This window comes from Arthrobacter hankyongi (assembly GCF_022012395.1).
GTDB lineage: Bacteria > Actinomycetota > Actinomycetes > Actinomycetales > Micrococcaceae > Crystallibacter > Crystallibacter hankyongi.
Genome location: NZ_JAKLTQ010000026.1, coordinates 25,096 through 42,440 on the forward strand (window position 1 = coordinate 25,096; position 17,345 = coordinate 42,440).

Sequence of the window (17,345 nt, forward strand, 5' to 3'; positions counted from 1 at the left end):
GGGTCCCAGCGGACCCGCCACGGTCCCTAGGCATCGGTGAGCTGTCCGGGTCCGGACGGCGTCGGCACCGGCGACTGGACCGGTGCGTCCTTGGCCCGTTTGGAGTTGAACTTCTTCTGCCGCGGATCGAAGGCGTCCCGCAGGCCGTCGCCGATGAAGTTCACGCAGAGGCAGATGGCCACGATGAACATGCCCGGCCACCAGAACAGCCAGGGCCGGGTGGAGAATGCCTCCTGGTTCTGGCTGATCAGCAGGCCCAGCGACACATCCGGCGCCTTCACGCCCATGCCGATGTAGGACAGGCTGGTTTCGAGCAGGATGGCCGAGGACATGCTCAGCGTCACGCTGACGATGATCACGCCGACGGCGTTGGGCAGGATGTGTTTGAAGATGATCCGTGTGCTGGAGGCGCCGGCGATGCGCGCTGCATCGACGAATTCGCGCTCGCGCAGGGACAGGAATTCGGCACGTACCAGCCGCGCCAGCCCGGTCCAGACCGCCACGCCGACCAGCAGTCCGAGGACGTACGGCTGGACACCGGCCGGAACCCTGCTGCCCGCCAGCTGGCCGAGGACTGCCGCGAGGATGATCAGCGGGATGATGATGACGACGTCGGTCAGGCGCATCAGCACACTCTCGACGAAGCCGCGGAAATAGCCGGCCGCGGCGCCGATGACCACGCCGACGAATCCGCCCACCAGGCCGATGATGAACATGACGGCCACGGAAATCTGCACCCCGCGCATGGTCTGGGCGAAGGTGTCGCGGCCCAGCCGGTCCTGGCCAAAGGGATGCTCGCCGAGGCTGAACGGGAACAGCTGCAGCGTGGGGGCGCCGCCGTTGACCAGGTCGTTGACCTGGTTGTGGGTGTACTTCCACCAGCCGGGGATGCCGAAGAAGCCGCCCGCGCTGTATGCCAGCAGCAGGATCAGTGCGAGCAGCACCAGGCTGATCACGGCGCCGGTATTGCCCAGGAACCGTTTGCGGACGATCTGGCCCTGGCTCAGGCCCGCCTTTTCCCCGGCCGCCGTCCCGGACTTGCCGGGCTTAGGCGGCTTGGGCTCTTTCTGGAGCTTGGCCAGAGCCTTGTCTGTCTTGGCGGCGGTTGTCATGCCTTTACCCTCACTCGCGGATCCAGCGCGGAGTAGACGAGGTCCGCGATCAGGTTGAATACCAGCGCTACGATGCCGGTGACGAGGAAGACCCCCATGACCGGGTTGGGGTCAACCCGCTGCAGCGATTGAATGAACAGCTGGCCCATCCCGGCGAAGGCGAACACGTTTTCGGTGATCACCGCCCCGCCGATCAGGCCGCCAATGTCAAACGCGACGATGGTGGCGATCGGGATCAGCGCGTTCCGGAACGCGTGGCGCATCACCACCGTGCGCTCGCTCAAGCCCTTCGCCCGGGCGGTGCGGATGTAGTCCATGTTCATGATCTCCAGCATCGACGAGCGCGAATAGCGGCTGTACGAGGCCAGCGAGATGAGCAGCAGCGCGACCGTGGGCAGCAGCAGATGGGTGAAGGTGTCGATGCCCTGGATCCAGAAGTCGCCCCGGAGATTGGGGGTTTCCGAGCCGATGGTGGCGATCGGGCGGCCCTTGATCCGAGAATTGTCCACGTAGGCGGGCCAAGCCTGCATGAACCTGTCCAGCAGGATCAGCGCGCCGGTCAGGAAAGCGGTCAGTGCCGCGGCGTTCATGCTCTGGCGGCGGTCGTAGCCGCCCAGCAGGTAGCCGGCGGCAAGGCCCACCAGGATGGTCGCCACGGCCAGCAGGAAGATCATCAGGCCGGTAGCCTGTGCCAGCAGTGGCTGGATGGGAAAGTACAGGACAATGCCGACGCCGGCGCTGATCAGCGCCGCGTACAGGGCCTTGCGGTTCTTCAGCCCGGCGGTCAGCAGGGTGGTGCCGAAGGCAATGGCGACGCCGGTGAGGGCAATCAGGACCAGGCCCAACCCCGGGGCGGCGAACCAATCAGTGGCGGAGAGGACCCACAGCACCACGGCCGCCAGCACGAAGCCGATGCCGGCGGCCGCCAGCCGGCGCAGCAGCGTACCGGAGGCGCACACGAACCAGACCACGGCGCTCACCAGAGCGATCAGCAGGACGGCCTGCAGTGGTATTTCCGGATCGCGCAGGAAGTTGTTGAATCCGATGGCAGCAAATTCCTTGAGCAGGACCGCCACCCAGAAGACCGGCAGGGAGAAGAACAGGAAGGCCATGAACGTCACGCCGTAGTCCAGCGTGCTGTACTGGCGCAGCGCGGTGGCAATGCCGAGCGACACGCCGATCACGATGGCGAGGATGGCGGCGGCGCTGACCAGCAGGATCGTCATGCCCATGGCCCGGCCGAGCGCTTCGGTGACGGGCTGGCCATTGATGGCATAGCCGAGGTCGCACTGGGCCGGAATGATGCAGCGGGCCGCGCCGCCAAGCCACTGGAAGTAGCGGACCGGTGCGGGAACATCCAGGTTCAGCAGTTCGATGCGCTGCTGGATCAACTGTTCCTTGTTCGGGGAATTGGACTCCCGCAGGTCATGCAGGGGGTCGCCGGAGAGCGCGGTCAGCTGGTAAACGACGAACGACGCTCCGAGGAGGATGAGCACGGCGGTGAACAGCCGCCGCACGATATAGGTCACCATGGTGTCTGTTGCCTCGATTGGATCTATGCGGGTCCTGTGGATCCGGCATTATCACAGGGAGTTTAATGCACGTGGCATTCGGGCCGGAATATCGCAAGGCGCCGGGACCATGGTGCTCTCGGTCCCGGCGCCTCGCATCCGGTTCAGGGGAACATCGGAACTACCGGTTCAGCCTGCAGGCTGCCTAGCCCTTGACCCCCCACTCCCAGAAGTTCCAGAAGACACCCGTCTGGTTGGGCTGGTACTTCACGCCCTCGATGCGGTCGCTGTTGTAGGCATCCAGGCCCACCGACTGGAAGAGCGGCACGCCGTAGTAGGAGGCCCAGACCAGCTTGTCGATCTGGGTGACGAGCTGGTCCTGCTTGGCCTTGTCCGTGGTGACGATCAGCTCGTTCATCAGCTTGTCGGCTTCCTTGTTGGAGAAACCGTTGAAGTTGGAGCCGGCATTGGTCTTGAAGATCTGCGGCACACCCGAGACACCGACCCCGGGGTTGGTCCAGCCGAAAATCGTGGCGTCGTAGGTGCCGCCGCCGAGCGCGGCGCTCCAGTCGGAGGCACCCAGGCCGGCGTCGACGATCTTGAAGCCGGCCTTCGCGGCCGATTCCTGGATCAGCGAGTAGGCATCCGCCCGGTTCGGGTTGTCCTTGTTGTACATGATGCGCACTTCGGGAGTCTTGCCATCGAGCAGCTTCTTGGCACCTTCGATGTCCACGTCCGCGTAGGCGGAGGAGCCGTTGTCCGCCGCTGACGGCTTGTAGGCCTCCTGGGCGGGGACGAAGAACTGCGAATCCAGCGGGGACGCGTCCTGCTTCAGCGGCTTGACGATGCGGTCCACGATCGCCTGGCGCGGCACCACCTTCATGAAGGCCTCGCGGACAGCCGGGTCGGCAAACACCCCGGAGTAGTTCAGGTCGATGTGGTCATAGGCGAGCTGGTCCTGGACGTCGACGGTGACCCCGTCGATGGCCTTGAGCAGTTCGACGGTATCGGCGGACGGCTGCGGGGCGATGATGTCCACCTCGCCGTTCTTGAGCGCCTGGACCTGGTCCGGGGCGGCCCCGATGAACCGGACGGTGATTTCGCTGGCCTTCGGTTCCGGACCCCAGGTGTAGGAGTCGTTGCGGACCAGGGTGACGGACTGGTCCGGGGTGATGCTGTCCACGATGAAGGGACCGCTGGAGAGGTAGAGCGAGGAGTCGCTCGGCAGGGACTTCGTGTCGAACGCCGTGTTCCAGACGTCCGCCACCTTCTTCAGCTGGGCGTTCTCCTTGGCCGGCTTCTCCGGGTCCCCCTTCTTCAGGCCCTGGATCAGGTCCACCAGAGCCTGCTCGTCCGCCAGGCCGGCCTTCTTGGCCACCACATGGGCGGGCAGGCCGATGCCGCCGTCGTTGAGGCCGCCGAACGCAGTTTCCCAGTCGGCATACGGCTTGGAGTAGGTGAGCGTGATCGAACGGCCGCCGTCGCCGATTTCGGGCTGCTTGGTCAGGTTCAGGCCGCTGGTATCGCCGGCGAAGTCGAAGTAGTTCGTCCCGCTGGTGACCTTGCCGTCCGCGTTGGTCTTGGCATCGTTCGCGAAGGCGGATTCGACGACCCAGTTCAGCAGCAGGTCGCCGGCATCAATGGGGTTGCCATCGGACCACTTGACGCCGTCCTTGACCGTGTACTTCACCACGAGCGGGTCGTCGGAAACCTTTTCATAGGTACCGAATTCTTCATTCCGCACGACTTTGAGCTCGTTGTCGATGTAGTAGAAGCCGCCCCGCGTCATGTAGGCGATCTTGCCGTTGATGTCGGAATTGCCTTTGGCGGAATCCGAGTTAAACGAACTGAACGCGTTGGTTTCAGCGACGCTGATCGACCCACCGGCCTGGGAACCACCGGCGCTTTCCGTGGCGCTGGAGCCGCCCCCGGCCGAAGCACAGGCGCTTAGCGCCAGGGCCGCGACCGCCGCGACGCCGATAGCTTTGGAAGTACGTCCGAAACGCATTCCGCCTCCTTGAGTATGAGTGTAGAAATTGCCCTCAGCGCTGACGCGGAAGGACTGGCACGCGCCTTCATAGTAGCCGCCGCAAGGCGGTTCCTTTCAGTGGCGCGCTGACGTGTCTACGAGGGTAGTCCGCGGCGTCCTGGAGCGGTATAAAAGAGACGTTTCAAAGTTGGATCGTTATGGAGCTGCAACGAAAAACCACCGGCGGCCCCGCACCGCTACTGCCCGGCCCGCCCAGCCCGTTCGGTCCCCCACGCACCCGCTCCGCCCGCAGGTCCGCCGGACCCCGGGCTCCAGCCAGGTAGTACCTGCGGGGAAACCGCTGAGTAAAACAAGTAGTCCTACCCGTAAGTACTACTCAATCGCTTGGCTGCCGGTCCAAATAAGGTTTAACCGGATGCGGTCAGGGACGAACGCATCCATTTCATCTGACTGGGGGTCTTAATGCTCAACACCGCTGCGGCATCTGCTTTCACGCGCCGGGTCACCTGTGCCCTGGTGCTGCCCGGCATGTTCACCGGCATGCTGGTCTTCGCCACGCAGGCGCAGGCAGCTCCCGGTCCGGCCACCGGCATGTGCAATGGCGTGGTGAACCAACTGGCCCACCGCGGGAGTGTACAGGAAAACCTGCTTAAGGCTGCTGCCCGCAAGAACGCCGGGCTCATCACCCGCCTGACCTCCGAACGCGCCGGACTGGAGCAGACCGCGGATTCGTTGGCACGGCAAATCACCGCCACCAGCCAGGACATTGCCGCTCTCGACGCGGAAGGCCGGAAGCTCGATACGGCCCTCGAGGCCGCAGCCAAGGATCTCGCCCGGGTCACGGACGAGCAGGCAGGCACTGCCCAGGCCGCAGCCGAGGCGCAGCAGAAGATTGCGGACCTCAAGGACCGGAAGCAGGCCCTGGAGGACCAGCTCGCACCGCTGCAGGCCCAGCTCGCTGCGGCAGAGGCCGAGGCCGCGCAGCTGCAGTCGCAGGCCCGGGACGTCCAGGCCCAGCTCGCGGCCAAGCAGCAGCAGCTCAACGCGGCCGAAGGCGAGCTGGCCCGCCTCCAGGACGCCGCGCAGGCCGCCGGCAACGCCCTCGCGGCCAGGCAGTCCGAGCTCGCGGCAGCCGAAACGGACCTGGGAGCGCTGAACGACGCGGCCAGGGCAGCCGCCAATGCCGTCGACGCTGCCGCCCTCGAGGTGGACGCGGCCGCGGCCGAGCTCGGGCGGCTCGAAGCCAGCGGCGCCGCGGCCCAGGCCGAACTCGATGCCCAGCGCCAGACGGTGGACGCGGCCCAGACGAAACTGGCAGCGCTGCGGGCCGATGCCGCCGCGGCATCGGACGCCGTCGACGCGAAGAACGCGCAGATCGCCGCCGCCCACGACGAGCTGGCGGGGCTGCAGGCGAAGGCCCAGTCGGCGTCGGACGCCCTCGCGGCGAAGAACGCACAGATCGCCGCGGCGCAGGATGAGCTGGCGGGCCTGCAGGACACGGCCCGCAAGGCAGCGGACGCCGTGGACGCCAATGCGGCGGACGCCGCGGCTGCGGACCGCCAGATCGCCGCGCTCCAGAACCAGCTCGCCACCACAAATTCGGCCATTACTGCCAAACAGGCGGTGCTGAAGACCGCCCAGGACGAGCTCGCGGCGCTGACCGCGCGCCGGTCCGGACTCGAGGCCACGATCGCCTCGCTGACGGCGCAGATCGATGCCATCAAGGGCAATTCCAAGGCCAAGCGCGACCTGATCGACCAGCGGACGGCGCAGCAGGCCGAGCTGGATACGGTCAAGGCCCAGATCGCCGACAAGACCGCGCTGATCTCCGGGCTCCAGGGCGATCTGGCCGCGCTGGAAAGCCAGATCGGATCCCTGAATACCCAGCTCACGGCCAAGCAGCAGGAACGGACCGAGCTGCAGCAGCAGGGCGTGAAGCTGCAGGCGTCGCTGACCGACGCGGAATCCTCTGCGGCCGCCAAGAAAACGGAGATCAAGGCGCTGCAGGACCAGCTGCCGTCGCTGCAGTCGGCCTTGGACGCGGCGCTGGAAGCCGCCGGAGCCAAGCAGTCCGAGCTCACCGCACTGCAGGCTGAGCTTCCGGGCCTGCAGGCCACGGCCGACTCCACCGCCGCCGCCGTCACCGAGCAGGAGAAGGTGGTCGCGGGACTAGAAGCGGAATTGCCCGGGCTCACGCAGCAGGTTGCCGAGGCCGAAGCGGCCATCGCCGCGCAGAAGTCGGTACTCGCGGACCGGACGGACCAGTACACCCAGTCCGTCCACGCCCTGCAGGCCGCCAACGACGCCGTCGACGCCAAGAAAGCGGAGATCACCCGCCTGACGGACGCGCTGCCGGCCCTGCAGACCACGGTGGACGACGCCAACCGGGCGGTGTCCACCAAGCAGGCCGAACTCTCGGCACTGACCAACGACGCGGGAGCACTGCAGGCGGCCCTGGTGCAGCTGGCTTCCCAGAGCGACGCCAAGGACGGCGAGGTCCAGGCGCTGCAGGCGCGGATCGCCCCGCTGGCGGACCAGCTCAACGGCGTCAATGGGCAGCTCGGCGCCGCGGAGGCCGAGCTGCAGGCCCTGCAGAAGCAGTTGACCGCGCTGGATGCCCAGCTCGCCGATGCTCAGGCGGTCCTCCGCGGGCTGGAAGCCCAGAAGAAGGCCAATAAGGACACGGTGGCGGCGCAGCGTGCCACGGTCAAGGACCTGGAGGCCAAGCTCGCCGCCGTCCAGACGCAGATCAACACGGTCGCCGGCCAGGCCGCGCTCGGCGGCTGCACCGTCTGAGGGCAGCCAGCCCCGGGTATCGATGCCGAACGCGGGTACCGGAATCCTCCGGTGCCCGCGTTCGGCGTGAAACGAAACTTTCGTGCGGCAGCGCGAGGCTGGACGTTGAAGCGGAACTCCACCACATTCCGTAGCGGAAACACCCTGGCGATCCCACCAGCTCAGGCGATGGTGCGCCGGGTCGCGTCGAGCCGCCGGGTCCAGCCGCGGCTGTCGAGGTACTCCAGCAGCGGGATCGCGACCCGCCGGGTGGTGCCCAACGCCTGGCGCGCCTCACTGGTCGTGAAGGGCTGTGGCAAAGCGGCGAGCTCGCGCATGGCCAAGGCAGGTGCCCGCGGCAGCAGCACGACGCCGTCGCCGAGCCTCAGCAGGCGGCCGCTGCGCTCAGCTGCCGCCAGTTCGCGGGAGCCCAGGCCGAGGGCAGTCAGGTCGTGGGCTTCGGGGGCCGCGAACGGCGCACTCTTCAGCCGGTGCTCCAGCACGCCGATGCCGGCCTCGGCAGCGCCGAGATCCTGGCGCTGTCCCGGGAGATTGATGAAGCCCGCCCGGTGCTCCAGTCCCGCTTCCCGGACCACCGCTTCCAGCAGCGCGCCGCCGGCCGGTCCGATCAGGTCCCGGGCGGCTCCGCGGGAGAGCCCGGCCGCCAATGGGTCCTGCTCGCCGAGTTGCTCCACGGCGCTGCGCAGCCGCCGCCGCCACGCGTCGAAGACCGGTTCGTGCACCCACCACTCGCCGAAGGCCCTCACCCCGTCGGGTACCTGGCCCAGATCGGAAACCCCCATTCGGCGCAATTGTTCGACACGGACCGCGCCCCGGCGGGCCACTTCCGTCAGCGCATCCCCGCCGGGTGACATCGCTGCGAGGGCCGCGGCCCGCCGGCGGCTGTCGCCGCGGCGGTCGAGCGCGGGCGGGTCGACGTCGAGAATCTGCGCCCCGGCCAAGACCGATCGGTTACCGGTCGCCCGCAGCACCAGACGGTCGCCCAGTTCGAGGGGAATCCGACGGTCGAGGGTCAGGCGGGCGTGGTCCGCACCGAACGGGCGCATCCGGCCCGGCACCGTGGCGGTGCCGACGTGCACGAGCAGTTGCCCTGGCGCGTCGGCGAACGAGGCCCCCATCGTGCGCCGGACGTCGACGGTGTCCACCAGCGGCCAGCTGTCCTCGGCGAGGAGAACGTCGCCGCGATGGATGGTGTCAGCGGACAGTCCGGACCGGAGATTGACCGCGACGCGGCTGGTGGGGCCGATGGAGCCGGCGCCCAGGTTACAGCTGTGCAGGGCCCGCACCGACACTGGTCTGGCGCCGTCGTGGCCGACGAGCAGCAAATGGTCGCCCTGGGTGAGCGTGCCAGCCGTCAAGGTTCCGGTCACGACCGTTCCGGCGCCGCTGATGGTGAACGACCGATCAATCCACAACCGGACGCGGGCGTCCGGCTTTGGTTCGGGCAGGGACGCCAGCATGTCATCCAGTGCGCTGCGCAGCTCGTCGAGTCCGGACCCGTCGACCGCGGACACGGTGACGGCCGGCGCGTCGCGCAGCCCGGTGCCCTCGAGTTCGGCCCGCACCCGCGCGAGCACCTCGTCCGCACTGCCGGGTGCGCGGTCGCTGCGGGTCAGCACCACGATCCCGTGGCTGATCCCCAGCGCTGCGATGGCGTCGCGATGGTCGCTGGACTGGGCCTGCCAGCCCTCATCGGCGGCGACGACGAAACACACGGCGGGCGCCGGCCCCAGCCCGGCCAGCATGTTGCCGAGGAATCGCTCGTGCCCGGGGACGTCCACGAACGCCACATCCCTGCCCGATGCCAGCCTGGTCCACGCGAACCCCAGGTCAATGGTCAGTCCGCGGCGGCGCTCCTCGGCCCACCGGTCGGGCTCCATCCCGGTCAGCGCGCGCACCAGGGTGCTCTTGCCGTGATCGACATGCCCGGCGGTGGCCACCACGAACATCGTCAGCTGCCTTCGGTTCCGAGCGGTTCGCCGGCGTGCGCCAGGGCTGCCCGCACCGCACCGACCAGCCGTTCATCGTCATCCTCCGGGATGCACCGAAGATCCACCAGGCAGGCGCCGCCGTGGACCCGGGGCAGCACCGCCGGGCTGCCCGTGCGCAGCAACCGGGCCACGCTCTCGGGGAGCCGGACGGCCCAGCCGGGCAGCGGCACGCCCGGCGCTCCCCCGCCGCCAACCCTGCCGTCGTGCTCGACGACGGCGCAGCCCACAGCTTCCGCGAGCGCCTCGGTGCGCTTGCGGAGCCGCACCGGGTCGGCGTGCAGGGCGGTGGTCACCGGCGGCGCCTCCCCCGAGATGGTCGCTTCCAGCGCGGCCAGCGCCAGTTTGTCCGCCCGCAGTGCCCGAGCCAGCGGATGGCGCGCCAGCCTGGCAATGACTTCGGCGCGGCCCAGCAGGAGTCCCGCCTGCGGGCCGCCCAGAAGTTTGTCGCCGCTGGCGATGACGACGTCGGCACCGGATACCAGCGCACTTGCGACATCGGGCTCCTCAGGCAGCACGGGGTCCGGGGCGAGCAGGCCACTGCCGAGATCCACCACCAAGGGGATATGGTGTTCATCGGCCAGAGACCGGAGTTGGCTGACGCCGACGCCGGAGGTGAAGCCGCTGATCCGGAAATTGCTCGGGTGGACCTTGAGCAGGCAGCCGGTCTGCTCCCCCATGGCGGACTCGTAGTCGCGCAGGTGCGTCCGGTTGGTGGTGCCCACTTCCCGCAATCGGGCACCGGCCGATTCGATCAGTTCGGGAAGCCTGAAGCCCGCGCCGATTTCGATGAGCTCCCCACGGCTGACGACCACCTCGCCGGTGCCGGCCAGGACGGTGGTGGCCAGCAGCAGGGCGGCCGCCCCGTTGTTCACTACCAGCGCGTCCTCGGCTACGGGGCAGGCTCGCATCAGTGCCTGACGCGCTCCGGCCCCGCGCCGGGAGCGCGTCCCGGACGGCAGGTCCATTTCGACGTCGACATAACCGGCCGCCGTGAGCAAAGCCCCCCGGGCGGACTCCGACAGCGGGGCGCGTCCCAGGTTCGTGTGCACGATGACGCCGGTGGCGTTGAGCACCGGGTGCAATGAGGTGGCCGCGCGGGATGATACTGCGGCCAGGATCTCCGGTTCGACGTCCCCGGGCGCAAGCTCGCCGGAGCGCGCCTGGTCTTGGATCTCCTGGACGATGGACCGGATCACATCATCGCCGAGGCGTCCCCGGGCGCGTCGAAGGTCCGGGTGCGCGAGCAGCCGATCGGTGCGCGGAATAAACCTGCGCGGGTCGTCTTTGCCCACGGCCCTCCTTCAGCTGCGGCAGTTGGCGGAGGCGGACGGGAATCGAACCCGCCAGACCGAGCTACTCGGTCTCACCGGTTTTGAAGACCGGGGAACCCACCAGGACCCAGACGCCTCCAAAAGGATGCTAACACTGCCCGGCGCTCCTAGCGTCGTCGTCGCCTCCCGCTGCTCGCTTCGCTTCGCAGCGGGGCCCTCGGCTCCTAGACTGAGGGCCATGGACGGGATCATGGCCCTCGATCAGGAACAGTCCGGAGCGGTCCGGCTCACCGGCTATGCGCATGGCGGAGGATGCGCCTGCAAGATTCCCCCCGGGGAACTCGAGAATGTCGTCCGTGGCCTGGTCGGCCAGACCCACCCCGACGTTCTGGTGGGGCTCGACGGCGGCGATGATGCCTCCGCCGTGCTCGTCGGCGACGACCTCGCGGTGCTCTCGACCGCGGATTTCTTCACTCCAGTGGTCGATGACGCCTACGACTGGGGCCGGATCGCGGCAGCGAACGCTATTTCCGACATCTATGCCATGGGCGGGCGTCCTATCAGCGCCATCAATCTTGTCGGTTGGCCGCGGGACGTGCTGCCGATGGAGTTGCTGGCCGAGGTTCTGCGCGGCGGGCTGGCGGTCGCCTCCGAAGCTGGCTGTCCGGTGACGGGAGGGCACTCAGTCGATGACCCGGAACCCAAATACGGAATGGCGGTGACCGGTGTCGCCGACCCCGGTAAGCTGCTTCGCAACGATGCCGCCCGGTCCGGGCTGCCGCTCACGCTGACCAAGCCGCTCGGCCTGGGTCTGTTGAACAATCGGCACAAGCAAACCGGCGAGGTATTTGCCGAGGCCATCGCGACGATGGTGCAGTTGAACCGAGAGGCCGCCGAGGCAGCCGTGCAGCGCGGTCTCCGAGCCGCGACGGATGTCACCGGTTTCGGCCTGCTGGGCCATCTCTACAAGATGTGCCGGGCCTCCGGCGTGGGTGCGGTCATCGACCGAAACGCGGTGCCGCTGGTCTCCGGCGCCCGGGAAGCGCTGCGCGACGGCTTCATCTCCGGCGGAACGCGGCGCAATCTGGAGTGGGTCCGTCCCCATCTGCGGCCGGGGCCGGGGATCTCCGAGGATGACCTGCTGATGCTCGCCGACGCCCAGACCTCCGGCGGCCTGCTTGTGGTGGGCGAACTGCCCGGGCACCCCGTCGTGGGACACACGACCGAGGGCCCGGGAATCGAGGTGCGCTAGCTGCGCGCCGTGCCTTCCTACCGCCCGCTTCGCTCGCGGCGGCTCATTCGCTGGTCGTGATCGAATCGTGGATGACGCCTGCACGGCGGCGTGCAGCGAGCCGGCTCTTCTGCGGTTCGATCGTGTACCGGGGATTTTCAGTGGAGCGAATGCCGGCACGCAGGATCCCGAACCGGGTGAGGGCCGAGGCGCCGAGCAGCACCACCCCCGATATTGCCGCGGTGAGCCTGTGCCGGCCGCCGATGAGCGCGCCGGCGCCGCCGGCGACGGCCAGCCGCTCACTCCAGGCGAGCATCCGCCCCGGCCCGTCCAAGTGCAGGGGCTCCGCCGCGACCGGATCCATGTTCTTCTCCATGAACCGGATGGCGGTCAACTCGCCGGCGACTCCGAGCACCGCGAGTGCCCGGGCCGGCCCGGCCTCCTCGGCCGGGGTGGTGATCATGGCCAGGCCCGCCGCGGCGAGGCTGGCAGAACTGACAAAGACGAAGGGTAAATCCTCCCGCGCGGCGTTCCAGGTCGGATTCGCGGTATCCGACAGCAGGACCGCGGTGTAGACGGACAACGGGGCTGCGAACACGGCGGCTTCCACCCCCGCCGGCCCCTCAAGCACCCGCAGCAGCCGGCGCAGCGGCCCAAGCGGCAGTCGCGAGCCGGTCATCCGGTCGATCTCGGAAACGGCTGAGACTCCGGCACCGGCGCTGAACGCCGTCAGGATCCACGAGCCCAGGCTCATCGGCGATGTGGGCTTGATCGTGCGGAGCATATTGAGGAACCGCTCGGGGCGGCCCAGGTCCGCCACCAGCGCCACGGCTCCCACCCCGACGGCGGCGAGCGCGGCCAGCCGGCTGTTGCGGCACAGTATCGGCCTGCCGGTCAGCTGTCCGCCGACTCCGAGCAGCGCCGAGCCGCCGGCCACTCCCCCCAGAAAGAGATAGACGGCAATCGGGTCTCCCCACGGCGGCGGCTTGACGACTGGCCGGCCGTAATAGGAAGTAAACTCGGCCTCGGGAACCACCGGCACTTCGCCACGGCCCTCACCCGTCCCAGCGCGACGGAGTTTGCCGCCGAGCTTGCGCCGGCGCGGCGGTTCGGGCGGGCGGTAGTCGTCGAAGCCGGAGACGGTCAAGCCCGGCCTCCCACCAGAAAGGCCGCGGTGGCGGCGGCCAGCATACCGGCAGCTGCGATGCCCGCCCGCTTGAACATGCGCGGCAGGTCCGCCGTGGGCACCCTGGGATCCGGCGGAAGCCCGTACACCTCCGGTTCGTCCAGCAGCAGGAAGACGGACCCGGTGCCGCCGACGCCGTCGGAATCATTGGCCCCGTAGAGCCGCGCCTCCGTCAGACCCTGCGCATGCAGTTGGGCCACCCGTTCCTTCGCGGCGGCCACCATGTCCTCGCGCTCGCCGTACTTGATCGACGTCGTGGGGCAGGCCTGGGCGCACGCGGGCGTCTGACCGTCCACGATCCGGTCGTGGCACAAGGTGCACTTCTGGGCGACGCCGACGTTGCGGGTCGGGGCCTGTTCCCCCGGCGTGAAGTCACGCTTGGCCTTCGGCCCTGCCGTGCCGTCGCTGCGCCGCTCGATCACCCCGAATGGGCACCCTGCCACGCAGGTTCCACAGCCGTTGCACACATCGTCCTGCACGACCACGGTGCCGTGCTCCGTGCGGAACAAGGCACCGGTGGGACAGACGTCGAGGCACCCGGCGTTGGTGCAGTGCTTGCACACATCGGAGGACATCAGCCACCGGAAGTCGGAAGTGTCCGGCGGCGTTGTGTCCGCGCCGGCCAGGTTCGACGCCTGATCCTGCCCCGGTGGACCGAAGCTGGGCATGCCAAGGCTGACAAGAGCCCGACCGGATTCGCGGGCCCGGCCGATCTGCTCCCGGTCTTGCTCAATGAACGCGACGTGGCGCCAGGTGTCCGCTCCGAGAGACCCGGTGTTGTCATAGGACGACTTGAGCAGTTCGTATTCCGAGTCGTGGGGATTGCGGTTCCATTCCTTGCAAGCGACCTCGCAGGCCTTGCACCCGATACAAATCGAGGTGTCGGTGAAGAAGCCCTTGCGAGGATGCCCGGTGTGCCTGACATGGTCCGGAGATTCGGTCAGCTGGTTCATTCAGTTCTCCTCCTTCGACTCGTGGCCCGATGCTCGGCCGGGGCCGGTGAGCTTCTGGTTTCCGGTCTCCGGTGTCACCCCTGCGCGGGTCTGGTATTCAGCGACCAGCGCGAGGAGCGCGGCGCCACGCGGCCGCCGCCCGGGGACGATGTCGCACGATCCGGCCTTGGACTCCTGGATCTGCACGTTCGGATCGAGTGTCACGCCCAGCAGGTCGTTGGCCGCGTCGCCGGAAACCACGGCGTCCTGTCCGACGCCCCAGTGGTAGGGCAACCCGATCTGGTGGAAGGTCCGCCCGCTCACGACCAGGGGCTTCACCCGTTCGGTCACCAACACTCTGGCCTCGATCGCCGAACGGGGCGAGATGATGGTGGCCCAGCCGTAGGGTTCCAGTCCTCGTTCGGCTGCCAGTTCCGGGGACACTTCACAGAACATTTCCGGTTGGAGTTCGGAGAGGTAGGGCAGCCATCGGCTCATCCCTCCGGCCGTGTGATGCTCGGTCAGGCGGTACGTGGTGAATACGTACGGGTAGACCTCGGCACCGCGCTCGCCTGCGCTGGGGGCGCTGAGGTTGTCCGGGCGCGGATAGGTCAGCCGGGCAGGGTTCTGCTGCTGCCGGTAGAGCGGGTTCGCGATCGGGGACTCCTGGGGCTCGTAGTGCGTGGGCAGGGGTCCGTCCACCATGCCCTTGGGCGCGAACAGCCATCCCTTGCCGTCCGATTGCATGATGAACGGATCGTCGCCGGCGAGCGCCGCGGCCCCGCCGGCGTCGAGATCCGGAGGAGTTCCCGGTGCGCGGTCCACGGGGAAGTCCGGCACGTCCTCTCCGGTCCACCGGTTCTGCTCAGGGTCCCACCAAATGTATTTCTTGCGTTCGCTCCACGGTTTGCCGTCGGGGTCCGCCGATGCCCGGTTGTAGAGAATCCTCCGGTTCGCGGGCCACGCCCAGCCCCATTCGGGGGCGACCGGGCCTTGCTCCTGCCCCGGTTTCCGATCGGCGGCATGGTTGACACCGTCCGCGTAGACTCCGGTGTAGATCCAGCATCCGCCCGACGTCGACCCGTCGGCGCGCATCTGGGTGTAGGACGAGAGGGGCCTGCCGGCCTGCGGCCCGGTCAGATGCATGCCGTTGATTTCCGCAAGCACCGCCTCGGCGTCGGGCTCGCCGTGTTCATCGATGGGATAGTCCCACGTCAGGTCCAGCAGCGGCCGGTCCCGCTCATCGGTCGAATCCGTCAGCTTCGCCCGGATGCGCTTGCCCAGTTCATAGAAGAATTGCAGTTCGCTCTGACAATCGCCCGGCGGCCGGACAGCCTGGTGGCGCCATTGGAGCATGCGCTGCGTCTGCGTGAAGGAACCGGCTTTCTCCACATGGGTGGCTGCCGGCATGAAGAAGACTTCTGTGGCTATGTCTTCGGTCTTGAGTTCGCCCGAGGCGATCTCCGGACCGTCCTTCCACCACGTTGCCGATTCGATCAGGCTCAAGTCCCGCACGACCAGCCATTTCAAGTGGGACATGCCCAGCCGCTGCATGCGCCCATGGGCCGATCCGACGGCAGGGTTCTGGCCGAAAAGGAAGTAGCCCTCGACGTCGTCATCGAGCATGCTCATGACCGTCTCGTACGTGCCGTGAGGGCCGTTGATCCGGGGCAGGTACTGGTAGGCCCATTCCGAGTCCTCGTTGGCCGCGTCGCCCCACCAGGCCTTGAGCAGACTGATGGTGTAGGCGTCGGCGGCCGCCCAGTATCCCTTCTGCTGCGGCGAGGCGATGCCCGCCAGGTATTGCTGCAGGGTCTCCATCTCGGCCTTGGGCATTGGGAGGTAGCCCGGCAGCAAGTTGAACAGGGTCGGGATGTCGGTGGAACCTTGGATGCTGGCATGACCGCGCAGCGCCATGATCCCCCCGCCGGGCCGTCCCACATTGCCCAGCAGCAATTGCAGGATCGCCGAGGTCCGAATGAATTGGGCGCCCAGGGTGTGCTGCGTCCACCCGACGGCGTACGCGAAGCACGTGGTCCGGTCCCTCCCGGAGTTCTCCGTGACGGCCCGGGCCAGATAGTCGAAATCCTCGAGGGAAATGCCGCAGGCCTCGCGGACCATCTCGGGGGTGTAGCGCGAAAAGTGCCGCTTGAGGATCTGGAACACGGTCCGCGGGTGCTCCAGCGTGTGGTCCTGTTCGAATCGAGGGCTTCCCAGCGGCGGGCCGCCACTGCCGTATTGGTCGCCGGCCGCCCGCGCCGCGGAATCGGCGCCGTGCTCGTGCCCGACAGGTTCTGCCGCCCCGTCCTTCCGCTCATAGGCCCAGGAAGACAGGTCGTAGTGCCCGGTCTCGGGGTCGAATCCGGAAAACAGTCCGTCCAGGTCCTCGGTGTCACGGAAGTCTTCGCCGACCAACGTCGCCGCGTTGGTGTAGGCGAGCACATACTCCTTGAACCACAGGTCGTTGCTGATCACATAGTTGATCAGGGCGCCAAGCAGCACAACGTCCGATCCGGCGCGGATGGGCACATGCTTGTCGGCCACCGCGCTGGTGCGGGTGAACCGCGGGTCCACATGGATGACCTTCGCACCCCGCGCCTTGGCCTCCGCCACCCACTGGTAGCCCACGGGATGGCATTCGGCCATGTTCGAGCCCTGGATGACAATGCAGTCGGCATTGGCCATGTCCTGGAGCGATTGTGTGGCGCCGCCCCGCCCAAACGAGGTTCCCAAACTGGGAACCGTGGCGGAGTGTCAAATGCGAGCCTGGTTCTCCAGCTGGATGGCTCCTGCAGCAGTGAAGAGCTTCTTGATCAGGTAGTTCTCTTCATTGTCCAGCGTTGCCCCGCCCAGGCCGGCAATGCCCATGGTGCGGCGCAGCGGCCGGCCTTGCCCATCGTTCTGCTGCCAGTTGTTCCGACGTGCCTCGAGGAATCTGTCGGCAACCATCTCGATGGCGGTGTTCAGGTCCAGCTGCTGCCAGTCCTTGGAGTGGGGTGCCCGATAGAGCACCTTAGTCTGCCTGCCGGGCGCGTTGACCAGTTGCTCGCTGGCCGCTCCTTTGGGACAGAGTCTCCCCCGGGAAATCGGTGAATCCGGATCCCCTTCGATTTGGACGACTTTTTCATCCTTGACGAAGACACGCTGGCCGCATCCGACGGCGCAGTAGGGGCACACGCTCTGAACCACCCGGTCCGCAGTTGACGTACGCGGCGTAATCCCGCGGGTCTTCGGCGATGTCACAGCTTCGCCGCGGCCAAGTGGATCGCCCGACCGGAATTGCCGTACCACCGGCCATCCTAAGAAGCTGAACCGCGACATGCGC

At 67.7% G+C, this 17,345-nt stretch carries 10 protein-coding genes and 1 tRNA gene; 2 read left to right on the top strand and 9 right to left on the bottom strand.

Going from position 1 to position 17,345, the window contains the following annotated elements; all coding sequences use genetic code 11:
• Positions 1-26 precede the first annotated feature (26 nt).
• The 3 genes from LVY72_RS21720 to LVY72_RS21730 form a co-directional block, all read right to left on the bottom strand.
• Positions 27-1,112 carry an ABC transporter permease gene (locus LVY72_RS21720; protein ID WP_237826510.1) on the bottom strand — a complete coding sequence of 362 codons (1,086 nt, stop codon included), beginning with the start codon at positions 1,110-1,112 and terminating at the stop codon, positions 27-29.
• Positions 1,109-2,644 (bottom strand): ABC transporter permease, encoded by a 1,536-nt coding sequence (locus tag LVY72_RS21725; protein ID WP_237826511.1) that lies wholly within the window; start codon positions 2,642-2,644, stop codon positions 1,109-1,111. The genes LVY72_RS21720 and LVY72_RS21725 overlap by 4 nt, the downstream gene beginning before the upstream one ends.
• A 184-nt stretch (positions 2,645-2,828) precedes the next feature.
• Entirely contained in the window at positions 2,829-4,631 is a 1,803-nt protein-coding gene (locus LVY72_RS21730) for an ABC transporter family substrate-binding protein (protein WP_237826513.1), read from the bottom strand.
• A 444-nt stretch (positions 4,632-5,075) separates the two neighbouring features.
• On the opposite strand from LVY72_RS21730, the gene LVY72_RS21735 reads away from it, so the two are divergent.
• A complete protein-coding gene (locus LVY72_RS21735; protein WP_237826515.1) occupies positions 5,076-7,409 on the top strand; it encodes a coiled-coil domain-containing protein in 2,334 nt (777 codons plus the stop codon).
• Between the two features lie 161 nt (positions 7,410-7,570).
• Here LVY72_RS21735 and selB read toward each other — a convergent pair whose 3' ends face one another.
• From selB to LVY72_RS21750, 3 genes are all read right to left on the bottom strand, one after another.
• A complete protein-coding gene (gene selB / locus LVY72_RS21740; protein ID WP_237826517.1) occupies positions 7,571-9,358 on the bottom strand; it encodes a selenocysteine-specific translation elongation factor in 1,788 nt (595 codons plus the stop codon).
• A gap of 2 nt (positions 9,359-9,360) precedes the next feature.
• The gene (gene selA / locus LVY72_RS21745) at positions 9,361-10,692 is read right to left on the bottom strand and encodes an L-seryl-tRNA(Sec) selenium transferase (protein WP_237826518.1); all 1,332 of its coding nucleotides are present in this window, start codon (positions 10,690-10,692) and stop codon (positions 9,361-9,363) included.
• Between the two features lie 23 nt (positions 10,693-10,715).
• Positions 10,716-10,810, bottom strand: a tRNA-Sec gene (locus tag LVY72_RS21750).
• A gap of 99 nt (positions 10,811-10,909) precedes the next feature.
• On the opposite strand from LVY72_RS21750, the gene selD reads away from it, so the two are divergent.
• Positions 10,910-11,923: a selenide, water dikinase SelD gene (gene selD / locus LVY72_RS21755; protein WP_237826519.1), complete on the top strand. Its 1,014-nt coding sequence runs from the start codon at positions 10,910-10,912 to the stop codon at positions 11,921-11,923.
• Positions 11,924-11,966: 43 nt separating this feature from the next.
• Here selD and nrfD read toward each other — a convergent pair whose 3' ends face one another.
• From nrfD to fdh, 3 genes are read right to left on the bottom strand one after another with little or no spacing between them, the layout of a single operon-like run.
• Positions 11,967-13,049 carry an NrfD/PsrC family molybdoenzyme membrane anchor subunit gene (gene nrfD, locus LVY72_RS21760; RefSeq protein WP_237826521.1) on the bottom strand — a complete coding sequence of 361 codons (1,083 nt, stop codon included), beginning with the start codon at positions 13,047-13,049 and terminating at the stop codon, positions 11,967-11,969.
• A complete protein-coding gene (locus LVY72_RS21765) occupies positions 13,046-14,041 on the bottom strand; it encodes a 4Fe-4S dicluster domain-containing protein (protein ID WP_237826523.1) in 996 nt (331 codons plus the stop codon). Before LVY72_RS21765 ends, nrfD begins: the two co-directional genes overlap by 4 nt.
• Entirely contained in the window at positions 14,042-17,341 is a 3,300-nt protein-coding gene (fdh, locus tag LVY72_RS21770; RefSeq protein ID WP_237826527.1) for a formate dehydrogenase, read from the bottom strand.
• Between the last annotated feature and the right edge of the window lie 4 nt (positions 17,342-17,345).